A 15282-nucleotide genomic window follows, 5' to 3' on the forward strand; every position below is an offset into this window, starting at 1 on the left:
TGGCCCACAACCCCGTCGCCCAGCGGCGCATGGCGCTGTATCGTGGGGTGATCTCGCTGCCCTTCGACACCAGCGAGATGAGCGCCGACGAGCTCAACGACCGGGCCATGGCGCTGCTGGTGGAGCGGGCCATCGCCGAGCCGGGCGATCACGTCATCCTCACCCGCGGCGATCACATGAACGCCCACGGCGGCACCAATACCTTGAAGATCCTCGACGTGAACGAGGGCCATCGCCCCGGCGAAGCACGTTCCGCCTGACACTGCTGTCGACACCATTGCTCGCTGGCCCCGATCGTCGCTGACGGTCGGGGCTGTTTTGTATACAATAGTGAGATACCGCTGTAGCCAGCTAGCCCGAAACATGCCACAGTTCGGCGAGATCATCAGGGAGATCCATGTCATGAGCCATGCCTGGCACGAGGAGATGCAGGCCGAGATCAAGGCCGGGGGCCGCGTCAGCGACCGCGATATCGCTGACAAGGTGCGCCACGCGGTGCTGATGCAGCGCCTGCCGCCGGGCACCAAGTTGCCCGAGGTGACGCTGGGCGAGGTGTTCGGCGTCAGCCGGTCGGTGGTGCGCAAGGCCCTGACCCGGCTGGCCTCGGAGCACGTCGTCGACCAGCGGCCCAACCAGGTGGCGCGGGTGCGGGCGCCGAGCATCGAGGAGACCCGCGAGACCTTCGAGGCCCGGCGGCTCGTGGAAGGCGAGGTGGCCGCCCTGCTGGCCGGCCGGCTGTCCGCGGAGACCCTGGACGCGCTCAAGCTCCAGGCGCGGGAGGAGGCCGAGGCCTATCGCCGCGGCGACGAGCCGGCACGTATCGAACACTCCCTGCACCTGCATCACCTGCTCGCCGAGCAGTCGCCCAACCGGGTGCTGGGGGGCATGCTCACCGACCTGGTGCTGCGCACGTCGATCGTGGTCGCCCTCTACAAGCGCTCGGGGCTGGCGTCCTGCTATCAGGACGGCCAGCACGACCGACTGCTCGAGCACCTGGCGGACGGCGAGGCCGAGGCCTCACGCCGGGCCATCCACGACCACCTGCGCGGCCTGGAGGCGCTGCTCGACCTGAGCCCTCGCGAGGCACGCATCGACTTGATGTCGATCCTCGGCCGCACCCCCGAACAGGCCTGAGGCCAGCCGGTCGGCCAACGCAGGCGAGGCGAGAAACGGGACCGCCGCGACCCTGGCAGGGAGACGCGGCGGTCCCGTTGTCGTTGCTGGCCCCGCCCGACGGCGGGGCGGATGGCGTCAGGCGCGGGAGGCCACCTCGGCGCCGGCCGAGGCGCGACGTTCGCGGAAGGCGATCAGGAACAGCACCAGCACCGCCAGGGCGAACGCCGCCGGGAACAGCCAGATGCCCTGCCAGTCGTGGCCGCCGCCGGCCAGCGTGTAGTGGTCGGTGATCTGCCCGGCGATCCAGAAGCCGATCAGCATGCCGACCCCGTAGGTGGCCAGGGTGATCATGCCCTGAGCGGCGCTCTTGAACTGCTCGCCGGCCTTGGCATCGGTGTAGATCTGCCCGGTGACGAAGAAGAAGTCGTAGCAGATGCCGTGCAGGGCGATGCCCAGCAGTAGCATGTAGAGCTGGCCTTCGGCGTCGCCGAAGGCGAACAGCGCGTAGCGCAGCGCCCATGCCAGCATGCCGATCAGCAGCGTCTTCTTGATGCCGAAGCGGCCGATGAACAGCGGCAGCAGCAGCATGAACAGCACCTCGGAGGCCTGTCCCAGGGTCATCTTGCCGGTGGGATTGGCCACGCCGACCTCGGCCAGGAAGGGATTGGCGTTCTGGTAGTAGAAGGCCAGCGGAATGCAGATCAGCACCGAGGCGGCGAAGAAGATCGCGTAGTTGCGGTCCTTGAGCAGCGACAGGGCGTCCAGGCCCAGCACCTCGCGCAGGCCGACCCGGCCGCTGGCCTTGGGCGGCGTGGCGGGGAGGGTGAAGCTGTATACGCCGAGCGCCAGCGATGCGATCGCCCCCATCAGGAAGGTGTTACGCAGCAGGCCCTCGCCAATGCCGGCGGCGGAGTCCCAGGCGAACACGTAGCTGATGCCGAGGCCGGCGACGATCCAGCCGAGGGTGCCCCACACGCGGATGCGAGCGAACTCCGTGGCCGGGTTGCGCAGCTGGCGGAACGAGACCGAGTTCACCAGCGCCAGGGTCGGCATGTAGAGGATCATGTAGGCCAGCACCAGCGGGTAGAAGGTAGCGAAGTCCTCGGCCAGGTAGAGCCCGACCATCAGCGCCGCGCCCAGCAGGTGCAGCACCCCGAGCAGGCGCTCGGCGCGGAAGTAGCGGTCGGCGATCAGGCCGATGATGAAGGGCGCGATAATCGCCCCCCAGGACTGGGTGGCGAAGGCCATCCCGACCTGGCCGCCGCTGGCTTCCAGGTTGCTGGCCAGGAAGGTGCCCAGGGTGACGAACCAGCCGCCCCAGATGAAGAACTGCAGGAACATCATCAGGCTGAGACGTGAGCGTAGCAGTGACATGGCGTTTTCCTTGTTGTGAGGCTTGTTCTTGTGAGTCTTGTGGCGCGGCCCTGCCGGGGCGGCGCGCTAGCGCGCCAGCCCCAGGAGTCGGCGATTGCGGGCCGGGCTGGCCTCGCGGCCGGCGAAATCGTCGAAGGCGCGGCCGGCGCGGGTGATCAGGTGTTCGGCGATGAAGGGCGCGCCCTCGGCAGCCCCCTGGGCGGCGTCCTTCAGGCAGCACTCCCACTCGAGCACCGCCCAGCCGTCGTAGCCGTACCGGGTCAGGCGGCTGAAGATGCCCTTGAAATCCACCTGACCGTCGCCCAGTGAGCGGAAGCGTCCGGGGCGCTCGACCCAGCCCTGGTAGCCGCCGTAGACGCCGCTGCGTGCGTCGGGGGTGAACTCGGCGTCCTTGACGTGAAACATGCCGATGCGCTCGTGATAGCGGTCGATGAAGCCCAGGTAGTCGAGCTGCTGCAGCAGCAGGTGGCTCGGGTCGTAGAGGATCCTGGCCCGCGGGTGATGATCCACGGCTTCTAGGAAGCGCTCGAAGGAAGCGCCGTCGTGCAGGTCCTCGCCGGGATGGATCTCGTAGCACAGGTCGACCCCGGCCTCCTCGAAGGCGTCGAGGATCGGCCGCCAGCGCCGGCCGAGCTCGGCGAAGCCTTCCTCGACCAGCCCGGCGGGGCGCTGCGGCCAGGGATAGAAGAAGGGCCACAGCAGGGCGCCGGAGAAGGTGGCGTGGGCCTTGAGCCCGAGCCGCCGACTGGCCTTCGCCGCCAGCTTGAGCTGGGCGATGGCCCACTCGGTGCGGGCCGCGGGGGCGCCGTGCAGCTCGGACGGGGCGAAGCCGTCGAACAGCTCGTCGAAGGCCGGGTGGACCGCCACCAGCTGGCCCTGCAGGTGAGTGGAGAGCTCGCTGATCTCGACGCCGGCCGCAGCGCAGCGATCCCTGAGCTCGTCGCAGTAGGCCTGGCTCTCGGCGGCGCGCTCGAGGTCGATGAAGCGCGGATCGTGGGTCGGCAGCTGGATGCCGCGATAGCCTTGGTCGGCGGCCCAGCGGGCGATGGCGTCGAGGCTGTCGAAGGGCGCCTCGTCGCCGATGAACTGGGCCAGGAAGATCGCCGGGCCGCGGATGCCGGAAGGCGTGTCGCTCATGAGAGGCTCCCGTTCAGTCGATGGAGGGCAGGTCGGTCCAGCGGCTGCCGCCGGCCTGGCTCTGGGTGACCGCCTCGATGAAGGCCATGCCGCGCAGCCCAGAGGCCATGCCGGGCACGCCGGCGATGTCGCCGCGGTCGCCGCGCCGGATGGCGGAGGCGGTGTCGCGATACAGGTTGCCCAGGGCCTCCAGATAGCCCTCGGGGTGGCCGCCGGGCAGGCGCAGCCGCGCCATGGCCTCATCGACCAGCTCGGGCTGGTCAATGCCGGCGCGCAGCACGCGCATCGGCGCGCCTCGGGCGCGGTGGATCAGGCTGTTGGGCTCCATCTGATGCCACTCCAGGGCGCCGTCTTCGCCGTAGAGGCGCAGCTTCAGGGCGTTCTCCTCGCCGGTACTGACCTGGCTGGCGATCAGGGTGCCGCTGGCGCCCTCGGCGGTGCGCAGCAGCACGTCGCCGTCGTCGTCCAGCCGGCGCCCGTCGACGTGGCTGCCGAGCGAGGCGCACAGCGACGCGACGCGCTGGCCGGAGACGAACTCGGCCAGGCCGAAGGCGTGGGTGCCGATGTCGGCCATGCAGCCGCTGGGGCCGGCCTGGGCCGGGTCGGTGCGCCAGCCGGCCTGCTTGTTGCCCTGGGCCTCGAGGGTCTCGCCGAGCCAGCCCTGGGGATACTCGACGTGGATCTTGCGTAGCCGGCCGAGCGCGCCGGCGGCAACCATGGCGCGGGCCTGCCACACCATCGGATAGCCCAGGTAGGTATGGGCCAGGCCGTACAGGCCGCCGTGCTCGCGCCAGGTGGCGTCGAGGCCGCGGGCCTCGTCCAGCGACAGGGCGGCGGGCTTCTCGCAGAAGACGTGGAAGCCGGCGGCGAGGGCAGCGTCGGCGATCGGCACGTGAAGGTGATTGGGGGTGACGATCACCAGCAGCTGCATGCGCTGGTCGGCGGGCAGGGCGCGCTCGGCGTCCAGCAGGCTCCGCCAGTCCGCGTACAGGCGCGATGCCGCTACGCCGCAGGCGGCGGCGGTGCGGGCGTTGTTGTCGCCGTCGCGGCTGAAGGCGCCGCAGACCAGCTCGAAGTGGCCGTCGAGGTTAGCGGCGAGGCGATGGACCTGGCCGATGAAGGCGCCTTCGCCGCCGCCGACCATGCCCAGGCGGACTCTCGGAGTAGGGGACATCGTTTGCTCCTGGATCGTGAGTGAACAAGCACCATGTAACCGGTTACATTCATTGTTCAGAAAAGTAGAGCACGGCGTCTGGATCGAGCAATGCGACCAAAGGCTATGCGGCCAATGTCTAGTCTTCGCGGGGAGAAGGGGGCATACACCGCTGTGCCGGGGCTCGCAGGGCGATCGATGCTGTCGCGAGGGTAGTGATGGATGGGTTGCCCTATTGCGGCACGAAGAGTGATGACCTAAATAGTGTAACCGGTTACATGGCTGCCGGATGCGGTCATGGCTCGCCATTGAGCCCCCAACGACACGGAGACACGCCTCATGAACAACAACACGACACGCCCGCTCGCCGCCTTTCGCCGCCGCGCACTGATCGCCTGCCTGGGGGCCGCCCTGGCGACCCCGGGCCTGGCTTATGCCCAGGCTCAGGACCAGGCAGCTTCCCCGGTGGCCGCCCAGATGTACACCCTGCGTGATTTCGGCTCGCTGGAGGAGCAGTTCGCGGCCGTCGAGCGCGCCGGCATCGAGTCGGTGGAGCTGGTCGGCGACCAGGGCATCGAGGCCGACGAGATGAATGCCCTGCTGGCGCGGCACGATCTCGAGGTCGTCTCGAGCCACGTGCCCATCGAGGATCTGCGCCATGATCTCGGCGACGTCGTTGCCTACCACCGGGCGATCGGCAACGACACCTTGGTGATTCCCTACCTGGCCGAGGACGCGCGCCCCGACAGCGCCGAGGGTTGGCAGGCGCTCGGCGAGGAGATCGGCGGCCTGGCCAACCGACTCGCCGAGGACGACATGCGCCTGGCCTACCACAACCACGACTTCGAGATGCAGACCTTCGACGGCCGCACCGCGCTGGAGATCCTGATGGAGGCCGCCGGCCCCGAGGTGCTGGGCGAGGTCGACCTGGCCTGGGTGGCCCGCGGCGGCCAGGACCCGGCCGACTACCTCGAGCATTTCGACGGCCGGCTGTTTGCCGTGCACGCCAAGGACAACGCCCCGGCCGGCACCGCCGAGGATCAGCGCGGCTTCGCCATCGTCGGCCAGGGCGTTCTCGATTGGGACGAGATCCTGCCCGCCGCCCGTGAGGCCGGCGTCGAGGTCTACGTCATCGAACACGACCAGCCGAAAGATGCCCAGGCGGTGCTGACCGAGGGCAATCGTTTCCTCAGTGAGGTGCTGTTGGCTGACGTCGAGTGACGCCGGTCTTGGGCGAGACACGACAACGACAAGGACAAGGAGACCGATCGTGGCAGACCATCATTACGATGCCATCGTGGTGGGTTCGGGCATCAGCGGCGGCTGGGCCGCCAAGGAACTCACCGAGAAGGGACTCAAGGTGCTGCTGCTGGAGCGCGGCCGCAACATCGAGCACATCAAGGACTACCACAACGCCCACAAGGAGGCCTGGGACTATCCGCACCGCGGCGAGCCGACCCGGCAGATGAAGGCGGACTATCCGGTGCTCAGCCGCGACTATCCGCTCAACGAGCAGACCCTGGGCATGTGGGCCGACGAGCAGGCCAACCCATACGTCGAACGCCAGCGCTTCGACTGGTTCCGCGGCTATCACGTGGGCGGCCGCTCGCTGCTGTGGGGCCGCCAGAGCTATCGCTGGGCGCCGGCGGATTTCGAGGCCAACCAGCGCGAGGGCGTGGCCGTCGACTGGCCGATCCGCTACGAGGATCTGGCGCCCTGGTACGACTACGTCGAACGCTTCGCCGGCATCGCCGGGACCCGCGAGGGGCTGGATATCCTGCCCGACGGTGAGTTTCTGCCGCCCATCCCGCTCAACCGGGTCGAGAAGGATGTGGCCGCGCGCCTCGAGCAATCCTTCGGCGGTCGCCGCCATCTGATCCACAGCCGGGTGGCCAACATCACCCAGCCCAAGCCGGAACAGAACCGGGTCAATTGCCAGTTCCGCAACAAGTGTTGGCTGGGCTGCCCCTACGGCGGCTACTTCAGCACCCAGTCGGCGACCCTGCCGGTGGCCATGGCCACCGGTAACCTGACCCTCAGGCCCTTTTCGATCGTCACCCAGGTGCTCTACGACAGGGACCGCGGCCGCGCCCGAGGCGTCGAGGTGCTGGACGCCGAGAACGGCCAGACCTACGAGTACACCGCCGATGTAGTGTTCCTCAACGCCTCCACCTTCAACTCCACCTGGGTGCTGATGAACTCGGCCACCGACGTCTGGCCAGGCGGGCTCGGCAGCAGCAGCGGGGAGCTCGGTCACAACGTCATGGACCACCACTTCCGCGCCGGCGCCAGCGGCGAGATCGAGGGCTATCGGGACACCTACTACTTCGGGCGACGCCCCGCGGGCTTCTACATTCCGCGATTCCGCAACGTCGGCGACGACCGACGCGACTATCTGCGCGGCTTCGGTTACCAGGGCTCGGCCAGTCGCGAGCGCTGGGACCGCGAGGTCGCCGAGGTCAGCCACGGCGCCGAGCTCAAGCAGGCGCTTAGCCAGCCCGGCGGCTGGAGCATCGGCATGACGGCCTTTGGCGAGATGCTGCCGCGACACGCCAATCGCATCGCCCTGGACCACGGCGTCACCGACGCCTGGGGCCTGCCGGTGCTGGCGATGGACGTCGGGCTCGGCGACAACGAGCGCGCCATGCGCCGCGACATGGTGCAGGACGCGGTGGACATGCTCGAGGCCGCCGGCGTACAGAACGTGCAAGCCGAGGAGGGCGACTACGCGCCGGGCATGGGCATCCACGAGATGGGCACCGCGCGCATGGGGCGCGATCCCGCCACCTCAGTGCTCAACCCCCACAACCAGTTGTGGGACGCGCCCAACGTCTACGTCACCGACGGCGCTTGCATGACCTCGTCGTCCTGCGTCAATCCATCGCTGACCTACATGGCGCTGACCGCCCGGGCGGTCGACCACGCCGTACGCGAGTTGCAGAGGGGGAACCTGGCATGAATCGCCGCGAACTGCTCAAGATGATCGCCGCCGCCACCGGCACCGCGCTGGTCGGCGGCCAGGCCCTGACGGCCTTCGCCAGCGGCGGGGCCGAGGACGCGCTGACGGACGCGGACGTGCGCCTGCTCGATGAGGTGGCCGAGACCCTGCTGCCGCGTACCGACACCCCGGGCGCCAAGGACGCCGAGGTCGGCGACTTCATGCGGGTGTTCGTGCGCGACTGCTACACCGCCGAGCAGCAGGCACGGTTCCGCGACGGCATCGCTCGGGTCGAGGCGCACAGCCGGGCGGCCCACGGCGCCGGCTTCCTGGCCCTGGACGCGCCGCGCCGCGGCGAGGTCGTCGCCGCGCTGGACCGCGAGGCCCGGGCGCGGATGGAAAGCGAGGCTCGGGCGCAGGTGGAGACGCAGGGCGAGCCCCAGGGCTTCACTCTGATCAAGCAGCTGGCTCTGTTCGGCTTCTTCACTTCGAAGGTCGGCGGCACCGAGGTGCTGCGCTACGTGGCCGTGCCCGGCCGCTATGACGGCAATCTTGCCTACGAGCCCGGTGAACCGGCCTGGGCGACGACCTGAGCGCATTCAAGCCCACCTGAGCGCGGGCGGTCTCGCCCACGCGTTTCACCTGCGAGAGGGAGACATCCTATGTACAAGCGAGTTTCCGCCGGCGCGCTGATGACCGGGCTGGCCACGCTGGCCGTACTGGCGTCGACCGGTGCCCAGGCCGACGAGCTCAGCGACGCCGAGCAAGCGGCCAGGACGGAGGTCTGGGAGCCGGCACCGCCGGTGGTGAATGTACCGGCCGGCGGCGTGCCGTCGGACGCCTTGGTGCTGTTCGCCGGCACGGATCTGTCCGCCTGGGAAGGCGAGGAGGGCGGGCCGGCCGAGTGGCGGGTCGAAGACGGTGCCATGACGGTGGTGCCCGGCGCCGGCGGCATCCGCACCCGGGAGGCGTTCTGCGACGTGCAGCTGCATCTGGAGTGGCGCACCCCGGCTGACATCGACGGATTCGACGGCCAGGACCGCGGCAACAGCGGCGTCTTCCTGCAGCAGCGCTACGAGGTCCAGGTGCTGGATTCCCACGACAACCCCACCTACGCCAACGGCCAGGCGGCCTCGATCTACAAGCAGCACATGCCGCTGGTCAATGCCTCCCGGGAGCCCGGCGAGTGGCAGAGTTACGACATCCTCTACACCGCGCCACGCTTCGATGAAGGAGGCGAGCTGGACGCACCGGCCCACGTCACGGTGCTGCACAACGGCGTGCTGGTGCAGCATCACGCCACGATCCAGGGCACCACCGAGTGGATCGGGGCACCCTCCTACGACGAGGCCCACGGCTGCGCGCCGCTCTATCTCCAGGATCACGATGCGGCGGTGAGCTTTCGCAACATCTGGATAAGGGCGCTCTAGTCGGCGGTGGCCGCTGGACTCGGCCGGCGGATGCGATAAGCTGGAAAGCCCGCCGCGTCGCCCGTTTCGCGGCGCGACTGAACCAGCGAGACAGGGGACGCATGTCCAACATACGCAAGGTGGCCGAGCTGGCCGGGGTCTCCGTGGCTACGGTGTCGCGCACCCTCAAGTCGCCGGATATCGTGTCGCCGGCCACCCGCGACAAGGTACTGCAGGCGGTCGAGACGGCGGGCTACCGGCCCAACCGGATGGCGGTGCAGTTCCGGTCGCGGCGCAGCCACAACCTGGCGGTGCTGGTACCGACCATTGCCAACACCTTCTTCGCCCGGGTCATCGCCGGGATCCAGCAGGCGGCTCGGGAACAGGGCTATGGCGTGCTTTTGTGCAATACGCTGGGTCGCGAGGAGGAAGAGATCCAGTATGCGGGCATGGTCGCCGCCCGCCAGGCCGATGGCATCATCCAGCTGCGCGCCTTCAATCCCTTTCCCGAGGATGCCGTCGATCCGGGGCAGGCATTGCCGATGGTCAACGCCTGCGAAGTGCTCGACGACGCGCCCTGTCCGACGGTGAAGATCGACAATCGGGCGGCGGCGCGCACGCTCACCGAGCACCTCATCGCGCTGGGTCACCGACGTATCGCCATGATCCAGGGCCCGCGGCGCAGCCCGCTGACCCGCGATCGCGTGGCGGGATACCGAGACGCCCTGGAGGCCGCTGGCATCGTGCCCGACAATGAGCTGCTGTGTCCCGGCGATTTCACCCCAAAGGCCGGGCACGAGGCGGTGACGACCCTGCTGGACCGGGCGGTGCGCCCCACGGCGATCTTCTGCGAGAGCGACGAGATGGCCATCGGCGCGATCAGTCGCCTCAAGCAGGCCGGGCTGTCGGTGCCCGATGACGTCTCGGTGGCCGGCTTCGACGATATTGCCTTCGCCCGCTACAGCGATCCGCCTCTGACCACTGTCGCCCAGCCCGCCGAGGCCTTCGGTCGCTGTGCGGTCGCCATGCTGATCGATATTCTGGAGGCGCGCGGGCAGGGCGACTCGCATGTCGTGCTGCCCTTCGAGCTGGTGATTCGGGACAGCACGGCCGCTCCCCGTGCCTGACGAAGGCGCCGTATCTCCATGGACACGAGGCGTCGTCTATCCTGCCGACACGCCTCGTCGCTGAACAGAGGATCGTCATGAACCAGACCCGTCGCCGACTGCTCCAGGCCTTGACGTTGTTGCCACTCGCCGCGCTGGGAGGTCGTGAGCTCCTGGCCCAGGAGCCGCGCTTGCCACGGGTGCCGCTGACCCTGCATGGCGAGGCGGGGCCGCAGCGAATGACCGTGGAGGTGGCGCGCAGCCTGGCCGAGCGAGGCCGCGGGCTGATGGAGCGCGAGCATCTGGCGGAAGACGCCGGCATGCTGTTCCTCTACGACCGCACCCAGCCGTCTCGCAACGGGTTCTGGATGTATCGCACCCGGATCCCGCTGGATATCGCCTTCATCGACGATACTGGGCGCATCGTCGATATCCGTCGCATGGCGCCCTGCGACTCGGCCTCGGCCCAGGACTGCCCGGTGACGCGCCCGTCGGATCCTTACCGGGCGGCGCTGGAGGTCAATGCCGGCTACTTCGAGGCGCGGGGAATCGTGCCCGGAGACTGCGTCAGCTGGCCTGGCGATGGCGGCGAGTGTCGTTTCGCCGTGGATCCATCTCGGCCTGAGGATGCTCCGGACGACTGACGCCCTGCGCCGCCGGCGTCAGTCTGTCGCCTGGCCTGACGATCGGCCGCCGATACGCAGCACGATCAGTGCGATGCCGGCTATCACCAGTCCGCCGCCGAATAGCTTGTGGGGGCCCAGGGGGTCGCCCAGCAGCAGCATGCCGAGCCCCACCGCCAGCACCGGCATCAGCAGTACCAGCGGCACCACTCGGTTGACCGGATGGCGGCGCAGCAGGCCGTACCAGATCCCGTAGGCGACGATCGACGACATCACCGCCGTATACAGGACCGCCCCCCAGCCGCGCCAGCCCGCCTCGGCCAGGGCAGCCCAATGGTCATGTTCGAACCACCAGGAGCCCAGTGCCACCTGGGGCGTGGCGAACAGCGCCACCCAGCCGGCCAGCGCCATGGGCGGCACCTTCGGCCCCTGCTTGATCAGCAGTTGGGAGACCGCCCAGGCCAGGGCACTGGCGAGCAGCAGGGCGGTGGGCAGCGGGGCGGGCAGCGTCGGGCCGCCAGCCAGCACCACCACGCCGGCGAACGACAGCAGAAGCCCCGCCAGGCGTCGAATTCCCAGCTTTTCCTTGAGGAAGATCACCGCCAGCAGGGTGGCGAACGGTGTGCCCATCTGCACCAGGATCGCGCCGGTGCCAGCCTCGGCTTGGCCCAGGCCGATGAACAGCAGGGCGAAGTGCAGGGTACCGAAAGTCACCGACAGCAGCGCCAGGAAGGGTAGCTGGTGGTGATGGACCGGGTGGAAGGGCACCAGCAGCGCCGCCACCAGCGCGAAGCGCACGGTGGTCAGCAACATCGGCGGTAGCTCCGTCACCCCGAGCTTGATGACGATGATGTTGAGCGCCCAGATGACGATGACGCCCAGTCCCAGGGCCAGGTCCTTTAGTGGCACGGCTCTTCCTTGATCGGTCTTGGCATGAAGCCGCAGCTTATCAGAAGCGGATCGGCGCATGTCGCCTTTGCGTCGAGGCGCCGTCGGCGGCGCCGAGGGGGCGGCACTCGGTCACCGATAGGGTATCCTGAGGGCCGATACATCGAGCTGGAGGGAGTCGGCGTGCAAAGCGTGCTGTTCGTGATCGATCAGTTGGCCAGTGGGGGAGCGCCTCGTTCGGTGCTCAAGCTGGCGCGGGCCATGCGTGACGAGGGCGTGTCGGTGACCCTGATGTCACTGTCCGATCGCCTGGGGCTGCCGGTGCCCGAGGGCGTCGAGGTCTGCGTGGTGCCCTTCGTGCCACGGAATCGCAGCGAGAAGCTGCACCGCTACCAGCTGCATGCGCACCGCCTGGATACCTACCTTGCCGACCATCCGGCGTCCTTCGATCTGGTGGTGGCCAATCTTCACCAGGCGCATCAGGTGGTCAGCCGGTCATGCCTGGCGGACCGGGCCTGGCTGTGCATCCGCTCCGATCCCCGCCAGGAATTGATTGCCTCCCAGCGCGGCTGGCGGCGCTGGGTCAAGCGCCTCAAGGTGCGTCGGCTGTATTCGCGCCAGCGTCTGATCGTGCTGTCGGAGACCAATCGGCAGTCGCTGGCGGCGATCGGCTGTCGTCCCCGGGACGTTCAGGTCATTCCCAACATCGTGAACCTGTCGGGGCTGCAGGCGCTCATGGAGGCGCCCGTCGCCGAGCGGGAATGGGCCGAACAGGATTTCTGCCTCTACGTGGGACGGCTGGCGATGGCGCAGAAGCGTCTTGATCGGCTGCTGCGCGGCTACCTGGCCAGTGGGACTCGCCTGCCGCTGGTGCTGATCGGCGATGGCGACAGGGCCGGCGTCGAGCGCGAGGTGCACCGGCTGGGGCTGGAAGGGCGGGTCATCCTGCTGGGCGCCCGGGATAATCCCTATCCCTATATGCGTCGGGCGAGGTTGCTGCTGCTGTCGTCCGACTACGAAGGCCTGCCCAACGTGCTGCTGGAGGCCCTGGCCTGCGGCACGCCCGCGGTCAGTACCGACTGCCTGTCGGGCCCTTCCGATATCCTGCAGGGCGAGCTCGCTCGCGGGTTGGTTCCCCTCGGCGATGACGAGGCCTTCGGTGCCGCCGTGAGCGACCTGCTGTCGAATCCGCCGGCCATTCCGCCGATGCTGCTCCACGCCTATGCGCCCGAGAGCATCCTGTCGCGCTATCGCGCCCTGGTCGATAACTGACGCGACGGCAGGCCGAGCAGCGGGGCGATCAAGACGACGTCCGGGCGGCCCAGGCCGCCCGGACGTCGTCGTTCCCACGGACGATCAGAAGGTCCAGCGCACCATGGCCTGGGGCAGCGATTCGTCGGTGTCCTCCAGGCCGAACTTGTTTTCCCAGTACTGGTACTCCAGGCCGATGCCCAGGTTGTCGGTGGCATGCCAGACCAGTTGTGGCTGAGTCAGCAGCTGGGCCTCCAGGTCGCCTTCCTCGGTGATGACGTCGACGAAGCCCTCGAAGGTGAAGTCGGCGCCGCCCAGGCTGAAGGGTGCGTTCCAGGCCGCGGTGTACTGCATCGCACTACCCTCGGCGGCGGCGCTCTCGTCATTGCGATAGAAGGCGTAGACCTTGAAGAAGCTGAAGCCGGGCATGGCCAGGTCGGCGGAGAGCCCTGCCAGGTGGGTGGTCTTGCGGGTGGAAGAATTGCGGTCGACGTCCAGCTGGCCGGTCACGTAGAGCCCGGTTACCGGACCAAAGGAAAGGTCGAGGCCGGTGGCCTTGCCGATGTTGCCGCGCAGGTTCCACTCGGCGTGGACGCTGCCGTGATCCTGCTCGTCCTCGCGGCCCTGGTCGAGGTTGGTGATATCCGCGAAGAAGAAGCTGTCGCCATAGGCCCAGCCGGTGGCATTGGCGACGGTGAGGATGGCGTGCTTTTCGTTGTCGATGGTGAAGCCGGCGCCGGCGGTGTCCTCGTAGTCCCAGCCGTAGAGAGCCTCGACCTTGGTGGTGCTGTACAGCGCAGCGTTGGCGCCCTGGGCGGCGATCAGCGAGGTGGCGGCGGTGGCGATGGCGAGTTTGGTCCTGAGGTGCATCCGAAGTCTCCGTTGTTGGATGTTGTCGTGGAGCGGGTCGATGCGTCGAGCGTCCAGCCGCGTGACTGGCCCAGGCACTGTCGGAGCGGGGGCGGGGCCCGCGAGGGGCGGGTGGACGTCACCGAAGCTTGTTGTTGTATCCAGTACTTTTGGCTTCTGGATTTCTTTGTTGAAGACAATGCTTGGATACAGTTATAAACACCTACGTGAACATCATCAACATTCTTTGTATACATTTCGGGTCGGTCAGGCTGCCATGGGGGCAGCGTCACTTGTCGTAGCGGGCGACTTGCAGGCATATTTGAAGATTGTGAATAACCGATAACGCCGATAGCCGCTCGCCATGCGGCCTACAAGGACACGTCATGCCCACGACCCGCCCCATTGCTCGACTTGTCGCCACCCTGGCCGGTGCCGCCCTGCTGACCTCGGCGCTCTCTGCCCAGGCGCGCGAGCTTTCCGTCTCCACCGTGCTGTCCGATGCCTTCCCCTGGGGCCAGGCCGCCCAGAAGTGGGCCGACCTGGTGGAGGAGCGCTCCGACGGTGAACTGACCCTGCGCGTCTATCCCAACGCTCAGCTTGTCAGCGGCGACCAGACCCGCGAGTTCTCCGCCATGCGCTCAGGCCTGATCGACCTGGCGGTGGGCTCGACCATCAACTGGTCGCCCCAGGTGCCGGCGCTCAACCTCTTTTCGCTGCCGTTCTTCCTGCCTGACGAGGCCGCCGTCGACGCGGTGACCGGCGGCGCGGCCGGCGAGATGATCTTCTCGGCTATCGAGGACAAGGGTGTGGTGCCGCTGGCCTGGGGTGAGAACGGCTTTCGTCAGCTGTCGAACTCCAGCGGCGACATCGACGAGCCGGCTGACCTCGAGGGGCTGAAGATTCGCGTCGTGGGTTCGCCGCTGTTCCAGGACACCTTCACCGCGCTCGGCGCCAACCCCACCCAGATGAGCTGGGCCGACGCCAAGCCGGCGTTGACCACCGGTGCCGTGGATGGCCAGGAGAATCCGCTGTCGGTGTTCGACGTGGCGCGTATCGATCAGGTCGGGCAGACCCATCTGACGCTGTGGAACTACATGAACGACCCGTTGGTGTTCGCTTCCAACCGCCAGGTGTGGGGATCGCTGACCGAGGAGCAGCGCAAGATGCTGCGCGAGACCGCCGTCGAGGCTGGTGCCTGGGAGATCGCCAAGACCCGCGAGGAACAGGCCGGTCGGCTGGCGGCGATTCGCGAGCGCGGCGTGACCGTCACTGAGCTGGAGGACAGCCAATACCAGGCCTTCGTCGAGGCGACGGAGAGTGTCCACGAAAAGTGGGTGCCACGCATCGGTGAGGAGATCGTCGAGGCCGCCCGCGGCGACATCGACGCGCCCTGAAGCGCTCGCCAACTCCGTGAGACGTCGCCCGGCTTCGGTCG

15 protein-coding genes are annotated in these 15282 nt (G+C 68.2%); 10 read left to right on the top strand and 5 right to left on the bottom strand.

What is annotated here, in order from left to right; translation table 11 throughout:
- The coding region (locus tag ACGTN6_RS06925) for a pyruvate kinase alpha/beta domain-containing protein (RefSeq protein ID WP_394590627.1) at nucleotides 1-260 on the top strand (260 nt) is incomplete at its 5' end.
- 142 nt (nucleotides 261-402) lie between these two features.
- Nucleotides 403-1134, top strand: coding sequence for a GntR family transcriptional regulator (locus tag ACGTN6_RS06930; RefSeq protein ID WP_394590628.1), 732 nt, complete (start codon nucleotides 403-405; stop codon nucleotides 1132-1134).
- A 117-nt stretch (nucleotides 1135-1251) separates the two neighbouring features.
- Here the strand turns inward: ACGTN6_RS06930 and ACGTN6_RS06935 are convergent, their stop codons facing one another.
- From ACGTN6_RS06935 to ACGTN6_RS06945, 3 genes are all read right to left on the bottom strand, one after another.
- Nucleotides 1252-2490 carry a nucleoside permease gene (locus ACGTN6_RS06935; protein WP_394590629.1) on the bottom strand — a complete coding sequence of 413 codons (1239 nt, stop codon included), beginning with the start codon at nucleotides 2488-2490 and terminating at the stop codon, nucleotides 1252-1254.
- A gap of 66 nt (nucleotides 2491-2556) precedes the next feature.
- On the bottom strand, nucleotides 2557-3627 hold the full coding sequence (locus tag ACGTN6_RS06940; RefSeq protein WP_394590630.1) for a sugar phosphate isomerase/epimerase family protein: 1071 nt from the start codon (nucleotides 3625-3627) through the stop codon (nucleotides 2557-2559).
- 13 nt (nucleotides 3628-3640) lie between these two features.
- On the bottom strand, nucleotides 3641-4801 hold the full coding sequence (locus tag ACGTN6_RS06945; protein WP_394590631.1) for a Gfo/Idh/MocA family protein: 1161 nt from the start codon (nucleotides 4799-4801) through the stop codon (nucleotides 3641-3643).
- 318 nt (nucleotides 4802-5119) lie between these two features.
- Between ACGTN6_RS06945 and ACGTN6_RS06950 the strand changes: the two genes are divergently transcribed.
- The 6 genes from ACGTN6_RS06950 (at nucleotide 5120) to ACGTN6_RS06975 (ending at nucleotide 10877) form a co-directional block, all read left to right on the top strand.
- A complete protein-coding gene (locus ACGTN6_RS06950) occupies nucleotides 5120-6001 on the top strand; it encodes a sugar phosphate isomerase/epimerase family protein (RefSeq protein WP_394590632.1) in 882 nt (293 codons plus the stop codon).
- 49 nt (nucleotides 6002-6050) lie between these two features.
- A complete protein-coding gene (locus ACGTN6_RS06955; protein ID WP_394590633.1) occupies nucleotides 6051-7739 on the top strand; it encodes a GMC oxidoreductase in 1689 nt (562 codons plus the stop codon).
- Nucleotides 7736-8311 (top strand): gluconate 2-dehydrogenase subunit 3 family protein, encoded by a 576-nt coding sequence (locus tag ACGTN6_RS06960; RefSeq protein ID WP_394590634.1) that lies wholly within the window; start codon nucleotides 7736-7738, stop codon nucleotides 8309-8311. Before ACGTN6_RS06955 ends, ACGTN6_RS06960 begins: the two co-directional genes overlap by 4 nt.
- A gap of 69 nt (nucleotides 8312-8380) precedes the next feature.
- Nucleotides 8381-9148 carry a 3-keto-disaccharide hydrolase gene (locus tag ACGTN6_RS06965; protein WP_394590635.1) on the top strand — a complete coding sequence of 256 codons (768 nt, stop codon included), beginning with the start codon at nucleotides 8381-8383 and terminating at the stop codon, nucleotides 9146-9148.
- A 101-nt stretch (nucleotides 9149-9249) separates the two neighbouring features.
- Nucleotides 9250-10254: a LacI family DNA-binding transcriptional regulator gene (locus ACGTN6_RS06970; protein WP_394590636.1), complete on the top strand. Its 1005-nt coding sequence runs from the start codon at nucleotides 9250-9252 to the stop codon at nucleotides 10252-10254.
- A gap of 77 nt (nucleotides 10255-10331) precedes the next feature.
- Nucleotides 10332-10877, top strand: a complete 546-nt coding sequence (locus ACGTN6_RS06975) for a DUF192 domain-containing protein (protein WP_394590637.1) — start codon at nucleotides 10332-10334, stop codon at nucleotides 10875-10877.
- 18 nt (nucleotides 10878-10895) lie between these two features.
- Here the strand turns inward: ACGTN6_RS06975 and ACGTN6_RS06980 are convergent, their stop codons facing one another.
- Nucleotides 10896-11765 (bottom strand): DMT family transporter, encoded by an 870-nt coding sequence (locus ACGTN6_RS06980; RefSeq protein WP_394590638.1) that lies wholly within the window; start codon nucleotides 11763-11765, stop codon nucleotides 10896-10898.
- Nucleotides 11766-11927: 162 nt separating this feature from the next.
- On the opposite strand from ACGTN6_RS06980, the gene ACGTN6_RS06985 reads away from it, so the two are divergent.
- Nucleotides 11928-13016 (top strand): glycosyltransferase, encoded by a 1089-nt coding sequence (locus ACGTN6_RS06985; RefSeq protein ID WP_394590639.1) that lies wholly within the window; start codon nucleotides 11928-11930, stop codon nucleotides 13014-13016.
- A gap of 84 nt (nucleotides 13017-13100) precedes the next feature.
- On the opposite strand, the gene ACGTN6_RS06990 is transcribed toward ACGTN6_RS06985, so the two are convergent.
- Nucleotides 13101-13865, bottom strand: coding sequence for an outer membrane protein OmpK (locus tag ACGTN6_RS06990; RefSeq protein WP_394590640.1), 765 nt, complete (start codon nucleotides 13863-13865; stop codon nucleotides 13101-13103).
- Nucleotides 13866-14230: 365 nt separating this feature from the next.
- On the opposite strand from ACGTN6_RS06990, the gene ACGTN6_RS06995 reads away from it, so the two are divergent.
- Nucleotides 14231-15241 (top strand): DctP family TRAP transporter solute-binding subunit, encoded by a 1011-nt coding sequence (locus ACGTN6_RS06995; RefSeq protein ID WP_394590641.1) that lies wholly within the window; start codon nucleotides 14231-14233, stop codon nucleotides 15239-15241.
- The last annotated feature ends 41 nt before the right edge of the window (nucleotides 15242-15282 follow it).

This window comes from Halomonas sp. B23F22_20 (assembly GCF_043496985.1).
GTDB lineage: Bacteria > Pseudomonadota > Gammaproteobacteria > Pseudomonadales > Halomonadaceae > Halomonas.